The sequence below is a fragment of the Candidatus Competibacteraceae bacterium genome, from assembly GCA_016713505.1.
GTDB lineage: Bacteria > Pseudomonadota > Gammaproteobacteria > Competibacterales > Competibacteraceae > Competibacter_A.
Genome location: JADJPA010000001.1, coordinates 1,561,127 through 1,577,068, shown reverse-complemented (window position 1 = coordinate 1,577,068; position 15,942 = coordinate 1,561,127). Strand labels below are relative to the sequence as shown.

At 62.7% G+C, this 15,942-nt stretch carries 13 protein-coding genes; 8 read left to right on the top strand and 5 right to left on the bottom strand.

Annotated elements, in window-relative coordinates; translation table 11 throughout:
* Positions 1 to 15: 15 nt before the first annotated feature.
* Positions 16 to 456: a YiiD C-terminal domain-containing protein gene (locus tag IPK09_07180; GenBank protein ID MBK7983396.1), complete on the bottom strand. Its 441-nt coding sequence runs from the start codon at positions 454 to 456 to the stop codon at positions 16 to 18.
* A gap of 117 nt (positions 457 to 573) precedes the next feature.
* Between IPK09_07180 and IPK09_07175 the strand changes: the two genes are divergently transcribed.
* The 5 genes from IPK09_07175 to IPK09_07155 all read left to right on the top strand — a co-directional run bounded on the left by IPK09_07175 (position 574) and on the right by IPK09_07155 (position 6,308).
* The gene (locus IPK09_07175; protein MBK7983395.1) at positions 574 to 1,179 is read left to right on the top strand and encodes a nitroreductase family protein; all 606 of its coding nucleotides are present in this window, start codon (positions 574 to 576) and stop codon (positions 1,177 to 1,179) included.
* A gap of 90 nt (positions 1,180 to 1,269) precedes the next feature.
* Positions 1,270 to 2,355 (top strand): hypothetical protein, encoded by a 1,086-nt coding sequence (locus IPK09_07170; GenBank protein ID MBK7983394.1) that lies wholly within the window; start codon positions 1,270 to 1,272, stop codon positions 2,353 to 2,355.
* The gene (locus IPK09_07165) at positions 2,339 to 3,361 is read left to right on the top strand and encodes a peptidoglycan -binding protein (GenBank protein MBK7983393.1); all 1,023 of its coding nucleotides are present in this window, start codon (positions 2,339 to 2,341) and stop codon (positions 3,359 to 3,361) included. The genes IPK09_07170 and IPK09_07165 overlap by 17 nt, the downstream gene beginning before the upstream one ends.
* A 61-nt stretch (positions 3,362 to 3,422) precedes the next feature.
* Complete coding sequence (rraA, locus tag IPK09_07160; GenBank protein MBK7983392.1) at positions 3,423 to 3,902, top strand: ribonuclease E activity regulator RraA; 480 nt, start codon at positions 3,423 to 3,425, stop codon at positions 3,900 to 3,902.
* 72 nt (positions 3,903 to 3,974) lie between these two features.
* Complete coding sequence (locus IPK09_07155; GenBank protein MBK7983391.1) at positions 3,975 to 6,308, top strand: RNA-binding transcriptional accessory protein; 2,334 nt, start codon at positions 3,975 to 3,977, stop codon at positions 6,306 to 6,308.
* A gap of 41 nt (positions 6,309 to 6,349) precedes the next feature.
* Here IPK09_07155 and IPK09_07150 read toward each other — a convergent pair whose 3' ends face one another.
* The gene (locus IPK09_07150) at positions 6,350 to 6,643 is read right to left on the bottom strand and encodes a hypothetical protein (GenBank protein ID MBK7983390.1); all 294 of its coding nucleotides are present in this window, start codon (positions 6,641 to 6,643) and stop codon (positions 6,350 to 6,352) included.
* 80 nt (positions 6,644 to 6,723) lie between these two features.
* Between IPK09_07150 and IPK09_07145 the strand changes: the two genes are divergently transcribed.
* Positions 6,724 to 7,599 carry a translation initiation factor eIF-2B gene (locus tag IPK09_07145; protein ID MBK7983389.1) on the top strand — a complete coding sequence of 292 codons (876 nt, stop codon included), beginning with the start codon at positions 6,724 to 6,726 and terminating at the stop codon, positions 7,597 to 7,599.
* Between the two features lie 70 nt (positions 7,600 to 7,669).
* Here the strand turns inward: IPK09_07145 and acs are convergent, their stop codons facing one another.
* From acs to dksA, 3 genes are all read right to left on the bottom strand, one after another.
* Positions 7,670 to 9,607, bottom strand: a complete 1,938-nt coding sequence (acs, locus tag IPK09_07140; GenBank protein MBK7983388.1) for an acetate--CoA ligase — start codon at positions 9,605 to 9,607, stop codon at positions 7,670 to 7,672.
* Positions 9,608 to 9,699: 92 nt separating this feature from the next.
* Complete coding sequence (gene gluQRS, locus IPK09_07135; protein ID MBK7983387.1) at positions 9,700 to 10,686, bottom strand: tRNA glutamyl-Q(34) synthetase GluQRS; 987 nt, start codon at positions 10,684 to 10,686, stop codon at positions 9,700 to 9,702.
* Between the two features lie 59 nt (positions 10,687 to 10,745).
* On the bottom strand, positions 10,746 to 11,174 hold the full coding sequence (gene dksA, locus IPK09_07130; protein ID MBK7983386.1) for an RNA polymerase-binding protein DksA: 429 nt from the start codon (positions 11,172 to 11,174) through the stop codon (positions 10,746 to 10,748).
* Positions 11,175 to 11,753: 579 nt separating this feature from the next.
* On the opposite strand from dksA, the gene IPK09_07125 reads away from it, so the two are divergent.
* Positions 11,754 to 14,579: a 2-oxoglutarate dehydrogenase E1 component gene (locus IPK09_07125; protein MBK7983385.1), complete on the top strand. Its 2,826-nt coding sequence runs from the start codon at positions 11,754 to 11,756 to the stop codon at positions 14,577 to 14,579.
* 51 nt (positions 14,580 to 14,630) lie between these two features.
* Positions 14,631 to 15,905 carry a 2-oxoglutarate dehydrogenase complex dihydrolipoyllysine-residue succinyltransferase gene (gene odhB / locus IPK09_07120; protein ID MBK7983384.1) on the top strand — a complete coding sequence of 425 codons (1,275 nt, stop codon included), beginning with the start codon at positions 14,631 to 14,633 and terminating at the stop codon, positions 15,903 to 15,905.
* Positions 15,906 to 15,942: the final 37 nt, after the last annotated feature.

Here is a 15,942-nt window from a genome sequence, read left to right as displayed (position 1 = left end):
TCGCGCGGCTTGCGCTTAAAAAATCCCGTATTGTCCGAGAAAGGTCATCGCCAGTTCGCCCTCGGCGCGGATTGTCACCTCCACCGTCCAGCGGGCCTTGCCGCGCTGGCGATAGCTGTCGATGAACCGCGCGGTGACCGCCGGGTCCGGGCGGGCACATTCGGTCGCGATCTCGCCGCGTACCGGTCGTAGAAATTTCAAGCTGCTGTCGGTGATGAAAATTTCGGCGGTTTCGCCGTGCTCTCGCAAGGTGATGCGAGTCAGCGCCCAGCCGGTCAATGAGGCAATGGCCGCCATCGAACCGCCGAAAGCGATACCCTTGTCGTTGATGTTCGGCGCCAGCGGTGCCGTCATGCTCAAGCCGGTCTCGTCGCAGCGATCCAGCCGCGCCTGCATGGCATGAAACAGCGGAACGTGGCGGCTGAGATAGTCGTTGATTTCCTGTTGGTAGGACATGAAGACTCCCCGTGTAAAACGCTGGCCGAAGATCTGGAAACGGGCCTATTCTCGCGCTTTTCCTCTGCGGCGTCTTTAATGCAAGTTGCCATCACCAACCATCCAGAGAGGATCGTCATGCTCGAAAAGCCCGCTGTCACCCAGGTGGCCATCGCAGATGTCATCGCCCGGCGCTGGAGCCCGCGCGCCATGAACCCAACCAAACCGGTCAGTCGCGAACAGTTGCTTGCCTTGCTAGAAGCGGCCCGTTGGGCGCCGTCGTGTTATGGCGATCAACCTTGGCGCTATCTGGTTTGGGACCGCTTCGGCGATCCCGTCGGTTGGCAACGAGCCTTTGAATGCTTGGCCGAAGGCAATCAAGTCTGGGTTAAGAATGCCGCTCTGCTGCTGTTGTCGGTGGCGGCGCCCAACTTCCAGCACAACGGCAAGCTGAATCGCTTTGCCCAGCACGATACCGGCGCGGCCAGCGCGAATCTCGCTTTGCAAGCGACCGCGCTGGGTTTGGCGCTACACCAGATGGGGGGATTCGACGCCGATCAGGCCAAGTCGCGTTTCAACATTCCCACCGATCATACCTGCATGGCGATGATCGCGGTGGGTCATCCCGCCCCGGCCGACGTTTTGTCGGACGACCTGCGCCGAAAAGAAGTGGCGTCGCGAACCCGCAAGCCGCTGAATGAGATGGTCTTTAATGGAAACTGGGGACAAGATTTCAGCGGCTAGCAACCGTTGTGCCATTCGGTTGTCGGGTATCCATCGTTTGGCTGATTCCTGTAAAGTGCGCTCCCTGTTTCGGAAAACGATGGATAGATCATGCCCATAACCCATTCCGACCGACGCTCCAATCGGGGCGCCACGCGCTACCTGTTGCGCTCGTTGCTGTTTCTGGCCGCGCTGGCCGCGCTGGGCTTGTTTTTTCAGAAACCGCTGACCGCTGCGTTTCTGACCAATCCCTATTTGAACGGCACGATTGCCGCCGCGTTTTTGGTTGGAGTGGCTTACACCCTCAAGGCGCTGTTAGGCGCGCTGTCCGACGTGCGCGCCGCCGAGCAGGTTGCCGCCGTGACCTTGCAAGCCCGCCGCCGCGAATTGCCGCTGGCGCAAGCCGACGCCAGGTTGTTGGGAAATGGCTGGCGGCGGAACGTGAGCGAGTTCTTGCACAAAGTCCATCGGGTCGTCGGCCACGGCGACGCCGCCGCTAGCCTGCCATATCTGCTCGATTCGCTGGCGGCCCGCGGCGACGACCAGCGGGCGCTGGTGCGCTATTTGGTCGGCGCCTTGGTCTTGCTCGGCCTGATCGGTACCTTCTACGGCCTGCTGTTGACCATCGCCGGCGTGCGCGACGTGATCGGCGGGTTGTCCGCCGAAAAAGCGGCTGACACCATGACCCTGATCGCCAATTTCAAGGATCGGTTGGCCGCGCCCTTGGGCGGAATGGGCACCTCGTTTTCGGCCTCTCTGTTCGGCTTGTTGGGCGCGTTGTCGCTCGGGTTTCTGGAGCTGCAACTGTTTCACGCCCAGAACGATCACCACGCGCAACTGGAGGCGCTGGTGGTCAGCGATCTGGTGCCGCTGTGGCGGCCGGTGGTGACGGTCACCGCCCAGACGGAAACGATTTCGCCGCGTCATTTGGCCGCGCTGCTGCAAGCGACCGCCGACCGGCTGGAGCGGGTGGCGGCGACCACGGAACACATGGCCAACCGCGGCGAGGGGGTGACGCGGGTCGCGGAGCAGGTGGCAAATCTCGGCGAACGGATCGAAGCGCTGCGGACGACCTTGCAGAACATTGAAAACGACCGCACCGGCGATCTGCGTCACGAACTGCGGACCATCGCCTGGTTGCTGGAATTGAAGACGGGCCTTGCTCGGGATGCGGACGGCCATGCCCCGCCGGCGTGATCCGATCAGCGAGTTCAACATCTGGCCCGCCTTTACCGACGCGCTGAGCGGTTTGGTCATGGTGCTGGTGTTTCTGATTACGGTCTTCGTCATTACCGAAGTCTTGATCGGCCGCGATATCCTGGGTAAAGACAACGCGATTGGCCAGCTACAGCGCATCGTCAATCACTTGGAAGGGGTGGCCGGCGACGCTGAGAAAGAAACGGAGCGGTTGCGAGGCCAAGTGCGAGGTCTGGAATCCACGGTCGGCGACCGGGACACGCTCTTGGCGCAATTGCGCGACGAGCTGGCGGCGGTGCAAGCCGCGCGCGAGTTGTTGAACACTGATAAGACCAAAGCCGAACAAAGCTTGACCGGCGCCCAGGAGCAGGCTGCGCTGCTCGGTGCTCGCGCCGAGCGGCTGGCGACGGAAATGGAACGGCTCAATCGGGCCTTGGCCGCCAACCAGCAGGAATTGACGCAGCGCGATGCGGTCATCGTCGCGCAGAAAGGGCGAATCGAGGCGCTCGATACTGCCTTGAAGAAGAAGCTGCTGGAGCGGGTCGAGGAGCTGGAAAAATACGCCAGCGAGTTTTTTGGCCGCTTGCGGGAAGTGTTCGCCAACAATCCCGACATCAAGGTGGTGGGCGATCGCTTCGTGTTCCAATCGGAGGTGCTGTTCGCCTCGGGCGAGGCGACGCTTTCGGCCTCCGGCAGCGGCGATCTGGATAAATTTGCGATGGTTTACCAGCAGTTGGCCGCACGCTTGCCGCCGGATTTGCCGGTCATCATCGAAGTGCAAGGTCACACCGACCGGGCGCCGATCCGCGGCGGCCGGTTTCCGTCCAATTGGGAATTGTCCACCGCGCGGGCGCAACAGGTGGTGAATTATCTGATCCAGCAAGGGGTTCCGCCGCAACGTTTGGCGGCGGTCGGCATGGGTGAATATCACCCCATCGACCCGGCGGACAGCCCGGACGCCTACCGTCGCAACCGCCGCATCGAGCTGAAAATCACCAGCCGTTGAAGTGCGGTCGATGTGCTAGACTGCCGACAAATAACCCTTGCCAATTTGAGAGAGTCATTCCATGGACTTCAAAACGACCGATCTGTGCGACGAGTTTGCCGACCGTCTGCAAGTCGCCGAACCGCTGTTTGGCGATTACGGCGGCGAAACCATGTTCTTCGGACCCATCGTGACCCTGAAGGTGTTCGAGGATAATTCTCTGGTCCGCACCGCGTTGGAAGAAAAGGGCAAAGGTCGGGTGCTGGTGGTGGACGGCGGCGGCTCCATGCGCTGCGCGCTGCTCGGCGACCAGCTCGCCGAACTGGCCGAGGCGAACGACTGGGCCGGCGTGTTGGTGAACGGCTGTATCCGCGATTCCGCCGCCATCGCCGAAATCGACCTCGGCGTCAAGGCGCTGGGCGTTCATCCGCTCAAGAGCGTCAAACGTGGGGTCGGCGAGCGTGACGTGTCGGTGCGCTTTGCCGGGGTGCAATTTGTGCCGGGTCACTACCTCTACGCTGACGAGGACGGCTTGATCGTATCGGAAAAGCCGCTGCTCTGAAAAACGGTCACTCAATAATGTCAAGGGGAAGGCCGAAAGAGGTCTTCCCCTTTGGTTTTTTGGGAAGCGTTTATGACTCTCATCCAAATCCTCGCCCGTGAGCTTTCCGTTCCACAACGCCAGATTGAAGCCGCCGTCAACTTGCTGGATGACGGCTCGACCGTGCCATTTATCGCCCGCTACCGTAAGGAAGCCACCGGCGGTTTGGATGACACGCAGCTTCGCTTGTTGGAAGAGCGGCTCGGTTATCTGCGCGAACTGGAGGACCGGCGCGGCGTCATCCTCGCCAGCATCCGCGAGCAGGGTCAACTGAACGCCGAATTAGAAAGCGCGTTGCTTGCCGCCGACACCAAGACCCGGTTGGAAGATCTCTATCTTCCTTATAAGCCCAAGCGCCGCACCAAGGCCCAGATCGCGCGCGAAGCCGGCTTGAGGCCGCTCGCTCAGGGTTTGCTGGGCGATCCGACGCAAGCGCCCGAACAAGCCGCCGCCGCCTTCATCGATCCAGAACGCGGCATTGCCGACGTGAGAGCGGCCCTGGACGGCGCGCGGCAAATCTTGATGGAAGAGTTCGCCGAAAACGCCGAACTGCTGGCGCGGCTGCGCGAATGGCTTTGGGATAAGGCGGTGCTGCATTCGCAACTGGTCGAGGGCAAGGCCGATGAGGGCGCTAAGTTTCGGGATTATTTCGACTACCGGGAAGCGCTCCAGCGCATTCCGTCGCATCGCGCCCTGGCGCTGTTTCGGGGGCGCAACGAGGGCGTGCTGCAATTGACTCTGGAAATCGGCGATCCCACCGCCTCCGAACCCGATCCCGGCGAACGGTTGGTGGTGGGCCATTTTCAACTGCGCGATGCTGGCCGTCCCGCTGATGCCTGGCTGCGGGAAACCGCGCGCTGGGCCTGGAAGGTCAAGCTGCTGCCGCATCTGGATACCGAATTGAAGCAGCGTTTGCGCGAAGCCGCCGAGGAGGAAGCGATTCAGGTGTTCGCCCGTAATTTGCGCGATTTGTTGCTGGCCGCGCCGGCCGGCGCGCGACCGACGCTGGGGCTCGATCCGGGCTTGCGCACCGGGGTCAAAGTCGCGGTGGTGGATGCGACCGGCAAGCTGGTCGAAACCGCGACGATTTATCCGCACGTTCCGCGCAACCAGTGGGACGAAAGCCTGCACGCGCTGGCCGAACTGTGCCGTCGCCATCGCGTGGAATTGCTCAGCATCGGCAACGGCACCGCCTCGCGCGAGACCGAACGGCTGGCGGTCGAGTTGATGAAACGCTATCCCGAACTCAAGCTGCACAAGCTGGTGGTGTCGGAGGCGGGCGCTTCAGTCTATTCAGCGTCCGAACTGGCGGCGCGAGAATTTCCCGAAGTGGATGTCTCGCTGCGCGGCGCGGTATCGATCGCCCGCCGCCTGCAAGACCCGCTGGCGGAATTGGTCAAGATCGAGCCCAAGGCCATCGGCGTCGGTCAATACCAGCACGATGTCGGCCAGACCCGGCTGGCGCGGGCGTTGGATGCGGTGGTCGAAGATTGTGTGAACGCGGTCGGGGTGGACGTGAATACCGCCTCCGCACCGCTGCTGGCCCGAGTCGCTGGACTGAACGCGACGCTGGCCCGCCACATCGTCGAATTCCGGGATGCCAACGGCGCGTTCCGGCGGCGGGAACACTTGTTAAAAGTGCCGCGCTTGGGCGACAAGACCTTCGAGCAAGCGGCCGGCTTTTTACGGATCAACAGCGGCGACAATCCCCTAGATCGTTCCGCCGTCCACCCGGAAGCCTATCCGGTGGTCGAACGCATCCTCGCCGCCAGCGGGCGCGGCTTGCATGAGGTGTTGGGTAACGCGACGTTTCTAAAAACCATCGAGGCGACGCGCTTTACCGATCCGCGTTTCGGCCTGCCGACCGTGCGCGATATTTTGCTGGAGCTGGAAAAGCCGGGTCGCGATCCCCGTCCGGCGTTCGAAACCGCCGCGTTCAGGGACGGCGTGGAGAGCTTGACCGATTTACAGCCGGGCATGGTGTTGGAGGGCGTGGTGACCAATGTCGCCAACTTCGGCGCGTTCGTGGACATCGGCGTGCATCAGGACGGGCTGGTCCATGTGTCGGCGCTGGCGGATCGTTTTGTCAAAGACCCTCGCGAGGTGGTGAAAGTGGGTCAAGTGGTCAAGGTCAAAGTGCTGGAAGTGGATCTCAAGCGGCGGCGGATCGCCTTAAGTCTGCGGCTGAGCGAACCGGTTAGCGACGCTGCGACTCGGCTTGCGTCCGCCCGCCGCCCGCCGGCATCCCGCGGAGAGCAGCGAGACCGACCCGCCAAGCCGCCCGCCCACTCCAGCCGTCTGGAGTCATCCGAATCACGTCCCGGCGCTTTGGCCGATGCGTTCGCCAAAGCGCGCCGCGAGCGCTGACGTTTGACGGGAATGACGCGCTGGTCCGGCTTGGGCGGCGCTCAGTCTTCGTCGCGGTCGGCCAGCAGGTCGTCTTCGTCGCTCAGTTCATCGCCCTCTTCGTAGCCGAGTTCGTCTTCTTCCAGGCCATCGAAGGGGCCGGACCAATCATCCGGAGACTCGATGGCTTCGAGCGGTAACTCGTACCAAGCGTCCAGCTCCAACTCTTCCACTTCCCCATCAAAGTACTGAATTTCGATGGTCTGCGCGTCTTCATCAAGGGCAACGACCTCGAAATCGTTACCGGTTTCCTCGTTGCGATACCAGTTGCCGATGATGGGATCAACGTCGCTCATGGCGGGGTCTCCTGACTGACAAAGGGCGCGGGCTGATCGGCGCCAAGGTTATTTTTAAGCCTGTGTTAGAATTTTGAGCAATGAGTCCAGCAGAATTCAACCAAAAAATCACGGAAGTTCGCGAGGATCGGATTCAGGGGGCCAGCGAGCTGGCGCGTTGCTGTTTGGCGATCCTGGCGCAAGCGGCCCGCGAACTGCCAGCTGGGAGCGTGGCGGAATGGCGGAAACAGCTGTTGCAACTATCCGCTGGCTTGATCGAAACCCGGCCCAGCATGACGCCGGTCGGTAACCTGCTGCGGCGCTGGAACGACGGCCTGGCGGTCGATGCCCGGTTGAATTTGCCGGTAGCCCGTCGTTCGGCCGCCGGGCGGGCGGAGGGGTTGATCGAAAGCTCGCAACGAGCTGTCGCCGGCTGTGCCGCCCATGCCGCCCGCTTGCTGGGGAGCGGACGGACCGTCATGACCCACAGTTTCAGCTCCACCGTGCTGGAAAGCTGTCGGCTGCTCAAGGACGCGGGTTTGCGGATGATCGTCACCGAATCGCGGCCGCTGGAGGAAGGACGCCGCCTCGCCGAGCAGCTTGCAGACTGGAAAGTGCCGACGGTCTATATCACCGACGCTCAAATGGGGCTGTTTGTCGCTCAAGCCGACGCGGTGCTGGTCGGAGCCGACAGCGTGCTGGCGGACGGTGCGGTTCTCAACAAAGCGGGAACGTATTTGCTGGCGCTGGCGGCGCGGGAGCAGGGCGTGCCGTTTTACGTCTGTTGCGAGAGTTTCAAACGGCGCGCGGCGAGCGATCCTCCAGTGGTGCCGGAGGAGATGGCGGCCACCGAGCTGGGCGTGCCGCTCTGGCCGGGGGTGACGGTCAGAAACGTCTATTTTGAGATGACACCGGCGCGGCTGGTGAGCGCCTGGATCGATGAAACCGGCGTGCGCCAGTCCCACAAAGACCAATAAAAAACCCGGCCTTCTCGGGGGTGAAGGCCGGGTCAAGATTATGGCATCGTTATGATTATAAGCGCTCGCGCTACTTCACGGCTCGGTTGTCGACCAGATCGGTGACCACGTTCGGATCGGCCAGGGTCGAAGTATCCCCCAACTGATCGACTTCGTTGGCGGCGATCTTGCGCAGGATGCGGCGCATGATCTTGCCGGAGCGGGTCTTGGGAAGACCTGGCGCCCATTGCAGAACATCGGGCGAGGCGATCGGGCCGATTTCCTTGCGGACATGGGCGATCAGCTCCTTGCGCAACGCCTCGGTCGGCTCGACACCGACTTTCAAGGTGACGTAGGCGTAGATGCCTTGGCCCTTGAGATCGTGCGGGTAGCCGACCACCGCCGCCTCGGCGACCGCCGGGTGCAGCACCAGCGCCGATTCGACCTCGGCGGTGCCCATGCGGTGGCCGGAGACATTGATCACGTCATCGACGCGGCCGGTGATCCAGTAATAGCCGTCCTCGTCGCGCCGCGCGCCGTCGCCGGTGAAATAAAGCCCCTTGTACATCGAGAAATAGGTCTCGATGAAGCGTGGGTGATCGCCGTACACGGTGCGCATGATGCCGGGCCAGGGGCGAGTAATGACCAGATTGCCGTCGGTCGCGCCTTCCAGGAACTGGCCTTCGGCGTCCACCAGCGCCGGACACACGCCGAAGAACGGCCGGGTGGCGGAACCGGGCTTCAAGGGGGTCGCGCCCGCCAGCGGGGTGATCAGGATGCCGCCGGTTTCGGTCTGCCACCAGGTATCGACGATCGGGCAGCGTCCGTCGCCGACGTTGTTGTAATACCACTCCCAGGCTTCCGGATTGATCGGCTCGCCCACTGATCCCAGCAGCCGCAGGCTCTTGCGGGAGGTGCGCTTGACCGGCTCCTCGCCCTCGCGCATCAGCGAGCGGATCGCGGTCGGCGCGGTGTAGAAGATGTTGACCTGGTGCTTGTCGACCACTTCCCAGAACCGGCTGACGTTCGGATACGTCGGAATGCCCTCGAACATGATCGAGGTCGCGCCGTTGGCCAGTGGTCCGTAGACGATATAGGTGTGGCCGGTCACCCAGCCCACGTCGGCGGTACACCAATAAATATCACCGTCGTGATAGTCGAAGATGTATTTGTGGGTGATCGCCGCGTGCAGCAGATAACCGCCGGTGGTGTGCAGCACGCCCTTGGGCTTGCCGGTGGAGCCGGAGGTGTAGAGGATGAACAGCGGGTCTTCGGCGTCCATCGGCTCCGGCGGGCAGTCGGCGCTGGCCTTGGCCATCACGTCGTGATACCACACGTCGCGGCCGTTCTCCCAAGCGACGTTGCCGCCGGTGCGCTTGACCACCACCATCTTCTTGACGCTCGGCGTGCTTTGCAGCGCCTTGTCGGCGTTGGCCTTCATCGGCACCTTGCGCCCGCCGCGCAAGCCTTCATCGGAGGTGACCACCACGTTGCATTCGGCGTCGATGATGCGGTCTTTCAGCGAGTCGGGAGAGAAGCCGCCAAACACGATGGAGTGAACGGCCCCGATACGGGTGCAAGCCAGCATGGCGACGGCGGTTTCCGGGATCATCGGCATGTAGATGCAAACCCGGTCGCCCTTCTTAACGCCCAGATCTTTCAAGGCGTTGGCGAATTTGCAGACGTCTTGGTGCAGTTGCTTGTAGGTGATCTTCTTGTCTTCGGCCGGATTGTCGCCTTCCCAAATGATGGCGACTTGATCGCCGCGGGCGGCCAGATGGCGGTCCAGGCAGTTTTGGCTGACGTTGAGCTTGCCGCCGTCGAACCAGCGGATGTGGCCCTTGGTGAAATCCCAGTCCAGCACCTTGTCCCAACGCTTGGACCAGGAGAGTAATTGGTCGGCTTGCTCGGCCCAAAAGCCTTCGGGATCGTCGATCGAGCGCTTGTACATCGACAGATATTGGTCGTTGTTAATCCAGGCTTTAGAGGCGACTTCAGCCGGTACGGGATAGACCTTGACATCGGACATTACCGTGATTCTCCTTTGGTGAGGATTTATATGGAGGGGCGCGAGCGGGGGACGATGAAAACCGTCCAGCATCCGCTGGTGGTCATTCTTTTTTAGACCACGTCCTTAGCCTTGTCTATAGCTCGACGATCCGATTCCTGGCGATCGGATGCAACGTGGCGCGCAACGTCGGCGTCCAGCCAGCGGCGAGAGGGGGTCGCCGGCACCGCATCCAGACGCCAGCCCGCCAGCGCCCAAGCCAAAATCGTCGCTGGCGGTTCCCGCCGTAAGTCGGGCGGCGGCGCTTGTCCGAGAAAATCGAGAGCGGCCCACAAGGCGGGTGCCGGATCGAGCAGGTCGAGGGCGGTGGCGCCGGTTTGCTTGCTCAGCTTACGGCCGCGCCGGTCGGTCGCGACCGGTAGGTGAGCGTAACGCGGCGTCGGCAGGCCCAGCGCCTGTTGCAAGTAGATCTGCCGGGGCGTCGAGTCCAGCAAATCGCAGCCGCGCACCACTTGGGTGACGCCTTGAGCGGCATCGTCCACCACCACGGCCAACTGGTAGGCGAACAGGCCATCGGCGCGCCGGATCGCAAAATCACCCACGTCGTCCGTCAAGCGCTGGCGGTGCTCGCCTTGCACGGCATCACGAAAAATCAGCGGGGTGTCGGTGACCCGCAGCCGGATGGCGAACGGGCGGTCGGCGTGGCTGAGGCCGGTGCGACAACGACCCGAATAGATCGGGCTGCCATCGCGGGCGCGCGGGTGGTTCGCCAGCTCTCGCCGGCTGCACGCGCACGGGTAGGCCAAACCGGCGTCGAACAGTCGCTCCAGCGCGGTTTGATAGGCGTCCGTTTGGTGGCTTTGGTAGAGTACGGAACCATCCCAGTGCAATTGATATCGGTCCAGCGCCCGCAAAATCGCTGCGGCCGCGCCTGTGCGGGCGCGCTGTGTGTCCGCGTCCTCGATGCGGACCAACCATTCGCCGCCTTGCTGGCGGGCTTCCAGAAAGCTGCCCAGTGCGGCGATCAGCGAACCAAAATGCAAGGGACCGGTCGGCGAAGGCGCGAAGCGACCGCGCGGGGGCGACGCGGAGTCTGGCATGAAAGCCGTGCTCGGAGCGTGGTCGGAGTCACCGGCTGACGCATCAGCCGAACGGGTGATCAATTTCCTTGTTTTTCGCGAATTTCTTCCAGCATCTTGCAATCGATGCATAAGGTGGCGGTCGGGCGGGCCAACATGCGCGGCAAACCGATCTCCACGCCGCAGGCTTCGCAGTACCCGTAATCCCCGCTCTCGATCTGGGTGATCGCCTCGTTGATTTTCTTAATGAGCTTGCGTTCGCGGTCGCGGGTGCGCAACTCCAGACTGAATTCTTCTTCCTGGGTGGCGCGGTCATTGGGATCGGGGAAGGTGGCGGATTCGTCCTGCATGTGGTTGACGGTGCGATCCACTTCGTGAAGCAGGCTTTCTTTCCAATCGGTCAGGAGCTTGCGGAAGTGAGCCAACTGAGCCTCGCTCATGTAGGGTTCGCCTTCAGCGGCCTGATAGGGTGCAGGCTTTTCCTGAGCGAGGGGATGGGTGGCGGCCATTGCGATTCCCTCCAAAATGGAACAAACCTAAGTGGCGGAACCAGCCGGAAATCCATCCGCCACGCGGCTGGCGTCGAACGTCGGAGACGCCATCACGGAAAATGTACAGCAGACGATTTCTGATGGCAAAAATTATAAATTTTGGAGCTGAAAGGCTTTATTGGCCGTTTGGGCGCGAACGCGCGCTGGGCGCGGCGCGCGGGCCGAAGCGAGTCGCGCAGTCGCCGGAAACTTTACCCCTAAGGAAAGTTCCCAATAACTCTGGAAGATGGGTTGTTGGAGCGGGCGAGAAAGCCGGCGGTTCAAGCGGCCACCGTGTGGGTTTATCGCCATCCTGGCCGTCGTTATAATCAAGGTTATTGAGCCACCAGCGCCTGGTTCCCGCACGGGAACCAAGGGTTCGGCCAGCCCGATTTCCGCGCCGCTGAAGCGGGACGGAGGTCGCGGGTTTTCGAGTGAACCCGGACCCCGGCGATGGCCATCCAGGGTGGCCGCGTGCTTTCCAGCCGCCTCAGGAACAGATCGCGCCCATGACCGTCGGATATGGGCATCCGCCACCATTGAGGAGTCATTAGTCGAATGAGCACTCTCATCGAGCAATTCCGTCAAAGTTCGCCTTTGTTCGGCGGTAACGCGGCTTTCATCGAAGAACTCTACGAAAGTTTTCTGGCCGACCCGGAATCGGTCAGCATCAATTGGCGGCAGTATTTCCGCGACCTGGAGGCCCAGACTCAAGGCGTCCGCGATGTCGCTCACGGCCCGATTCGCGACTCCTTCGCGCGCTTGGCGCTGCAACCGCAAGCCGGCGCGGGCCGGGCGCAGGTGCTCAGTCCCCACACGGCCGAGAAACAGGCGGCGGTGTTGCGTATCATCAACGCCTACCGGACTCGCGGGCACAAAGCCGCCGATCTCGATCCCCTGAAATTGCGCAACCGGCCGCCGGTGCCGGAGCTCGACCCCGGCTATCACGGTTTGAGCGAGGCGGATATGGAGGCCGCGTTCAACACCGGCTCGCTGGTGGCGCCCTCGCAATGGACCTTGCGCGAGATCATGAGCCTGCTGCGCGATGCCTACATCGGTCCGGTCGGCTCTGAGTACATGCACATCAACGAGACGGCGGAAAAGCGTTGGATTCAGAAGCGGCTGGAAGGCCAGCGCGCCCGGCTCGACCTGACCGTCGGCCAGCGTAAGGAGCTCCTGCACTGGCTGGTGGCCGCCGAGGGTCTGGAGCGCTACCTGCACACCCGCTACGTCGGCCAGAAGCGCTTTTCGCTGGAAGGCGGTGAAAGCCTGATCCCGATGATGGACGAACTGATCCAGCAGGCCGGCGCGCGGGGCATTCAGGAAATCATCATCGGCATGGCCCATCGCGGCCGGCTGAACGTGCTGGTCAACATCATCGGCAAGTCCCCGAGCGAACTGTTCGACGAGTTCGAAGGCAAGCGCCGGGTCGGCAGCACCGGCGACGTGAAGTACCACTTGGGCTTTTCCTCGGACGTCCAAACGCCGGGCGGGGCGGTGCATCTGGCGCTGGCCTTCAATCCCTCGCACCTGGAAATCGCCAATCCGGTGGTCGAAGGCTCGGTCCGCGCCCGCATGGAGCGGCGGCGCGCGCCCGGCGCGGAAGCCCCTCCGTTCAATTCGGTGCTGCCGCTGCTCATCCATGGCGACGCCGCCTTCGCCGGCCAGGGCGTCAACATGGAAACCATGCAGTTCTCGCAGGTGCGCGGCTACCGCACCGGCGGCACCGTGCATATCGTCATCAACAATCAGATCGGCTTCACCACCAGCAACCCGCTGGACACGCGCTCGGCGCTGTACTGCACCGACGTGGCCAAGATGGTGCAAGCGCCGATTTTCCACGTCAACGGCGACGATCCCGAGGCGGTGTTGTTCGTGACCCGGCTGGCGCTGGAATACCGGATGACCTTCAACAAGGATGTGGTCCTCGACATGATCTGCTACCGCCGGCTGGGTCACAACGAGGCCGACGAGCCCTCGGCCACCCAGCCGATGATGTATAAAAAAATCCGGGCGCGAAAAACCACCGCCGCCTTGTACGCCGAAAAATTGATCGGCGAAGGCGTGATCGCCGAGGCCGAATTCCAGGACATGCAGGCCAAATATCGCGCCGACCTGGACGCCGGCCGCCAAGTGTCCCGCCCCACGCTGCCGCACGCCAAAGGCCCGTATTCGATCGATTGGTCCCCGTTCGCTCACGAGGACTGGAGCGTTCCGGTTCCCACCGCCCTACCGCTGGAGACCGTGCGCGAGCTGTCCGGCCTATTGCTCAAACTGCCCGAAGGTTTCGAGATGCACCCTCGCGTCGCCAAGCTGATGGACGACCGCCGCAAGATGGCCGCCGGGGCGTTGCCGCTGGATTGGGGTTTCGCCGAAAACCTAGCCTACGCCACTCTGCTCCAGGAAGGTTATCAGGTGCGGATTTCCGGTCAGGACTGCGGGCGCGGTACCTTCTTCCACCGCCATGCGGTGCTGCACAACCAGAAAGATGGCACCAGCTATGTGCCGCTGATGAACCTCTACGCCGGCCAGCCGAACTTCATCGTCATCGACTCCATCCTGTCCGAGGAAGCGGTGTTGGCGTTCGAATACGGCTACGCGACCGCCGAATCGAACGGACTGATCATCTGGGAAGCCCAGTTCGGCGATTTCGCCAACGGCGCTCAGGTCGTCATCGACCAGTTCATCTCCTCCGGACAGACCAAATGGGGGCGGATGTGCGGGCTGGTGATGTTGCTGCCGCACGGCTTCGAAGGCCAGGGGCCGGAACATTCGTCGGCCCGGCTGGAGCGTTACCTGCAACTGTGCGCGGAAAACAACATGCAAGTCGTGGTGCCATCGACCCCGGCCCAATGTTTTCACATGTTGCGCCGGCAGATGAAGCGCGGCTTCCGCAAGCCGCTGATCGTGATGAGCCCCAAGAGCCTGTTGCGGCACCGGCTGGCGGTGAACGCCTTGGAGGATCTGACCGAAGGGAGCTTTCAGGAGATCATCCCGGAAATCGACCCGCACGATCCGCAGCAGATCACCCGGCTGGTGGCGTGCGGCGGCAAGGTCTTTTACGATCTGCTGGAAGCGCGCCGCGAGCGCAATTTGGCGCATGTCGCCATCATCCGCATCGAACAGCTTTATCCGTTTCCGCAGGTGCTTTATAACGCTCAGATCGAGCGCTATCCCAACCTGACCGATTTGGTCTGGTGTCAGGAAGAACCCAAAAATCAGGGAGCTTGGTTCGAAACGCTTCACCACCTGGAACGGGACCTGCCGGCGCGCCTCAAGCTCCGCTACGCCGGCCGCCCGCATTCGGCCTCCCCCGCCGTGGGTTATCACAGCGTGCACGTCGAACAGCAACAACAACTTGTGAACGAGGCTCTGGGCCAGTAACCACCGCGACCCAGATCGAATAACGATCCAGAACCGAAGGGAATAAAGAAGATGACCATCGAAGTGAAAGTGCCTTCCCTGCCCGAATCCGTCTCCGACGGCACGCTCGTCAATTGGAAGAAACAGCCGGGGGAGGCGGTGAAGCGGGGGGAAAACCTGGTGGATTTGGAAACCGACAAGGTGGTGCTGGACATTCCCGCGCCCGCCGATGGCGTGCTCGGCGAGATTTTGCGGCAGGAAGGTGAAATCGTGACCACCGGCGAGGTGATCGCCACGCTGCTGGAGGGCGCGGCCGGTCAGACCGCGGCGCCGGCGCCGGCGGCGGGAGCGCCCGCGGCCGCGCCGGCCGTTTCCGCCGCGCAACCGGTGACCGAGGCCGATCTTGATGGGCTGAGTCCGGCGGTGCGGCGCTTGGCCGCCGAGCACGGCTTGGATATCGCCAAGGTGGCGGGCAGCGGGCGCGGCGGCCGGGTGACCAAGGCCGATGTGCTGGCGTTTCTCGAAGGCGGGCAACCGGCCCAGCCGGTGGCCGCGCCGCCGGCGCCCGCCGCTCCGGCAGCGGCGCGGGCGGCTCCGGCGGCAACGGCGTCGTCGGTCAGCGCGCCGCTGGCGCCCGACGCCCAAGGCCGGCTCGAACAGCGGGTGCCGATGACCCGGCTGCGCGCCCGCATCGCCGAACGGCTGCTGCTGGCCAAGAACAATACCGCCATGTTGACCACCTTCAACGAAATCAACATGAAGCCGGTGATGGATTTGCGCAACCGCTACAAGGACGACTTCGAAAAGAAATATGGGGTGCGGCTGGGGTTCATGGGGTTTTTCGTCAAGGCGGTGATCGAGGCGCTCAAGCGCTATCCGGCGGTGAACGCTTCCATCGACGGCACCGACATCGTTTATCACGGGTACTACGATATCGGCATCGCCGTATCCTCACCGCGCGGTCTGGTGGTCCCGATCATGCGCGATGTCGACCAAATGAGTTTGGCCGATATCGAAAAAACCATCGGTGAGTTCGGTAAGAAGGCCAAGGAAGGCACTTTGACGGTCGAGGAAATGACCGGCGGCACCTTCACCATCACCAACGGCGGCGTGTTCGGCTCGCTGATGTCGACGCCGATCCTCAACCCGCCGCAGAGCGGCATTTTGGGGATGCACGCCACCAAGGACCGACCGGTGGCGGAAAACGGCCAGGTCGTGGTTCGGCCGATGATGTACGTGGCGCATTCCTACGACCACCGCATCATCGACGGCCGCGAGGCCGTGACCTTCCTGGTGACCGTCAAGGACTGCATCGAAGATCCGGCCCGTCTGGTGTTGCAAGTCTAGGCGGTTCCGGCGCGGGTCCGAAGGCGGGCAGCGGTTT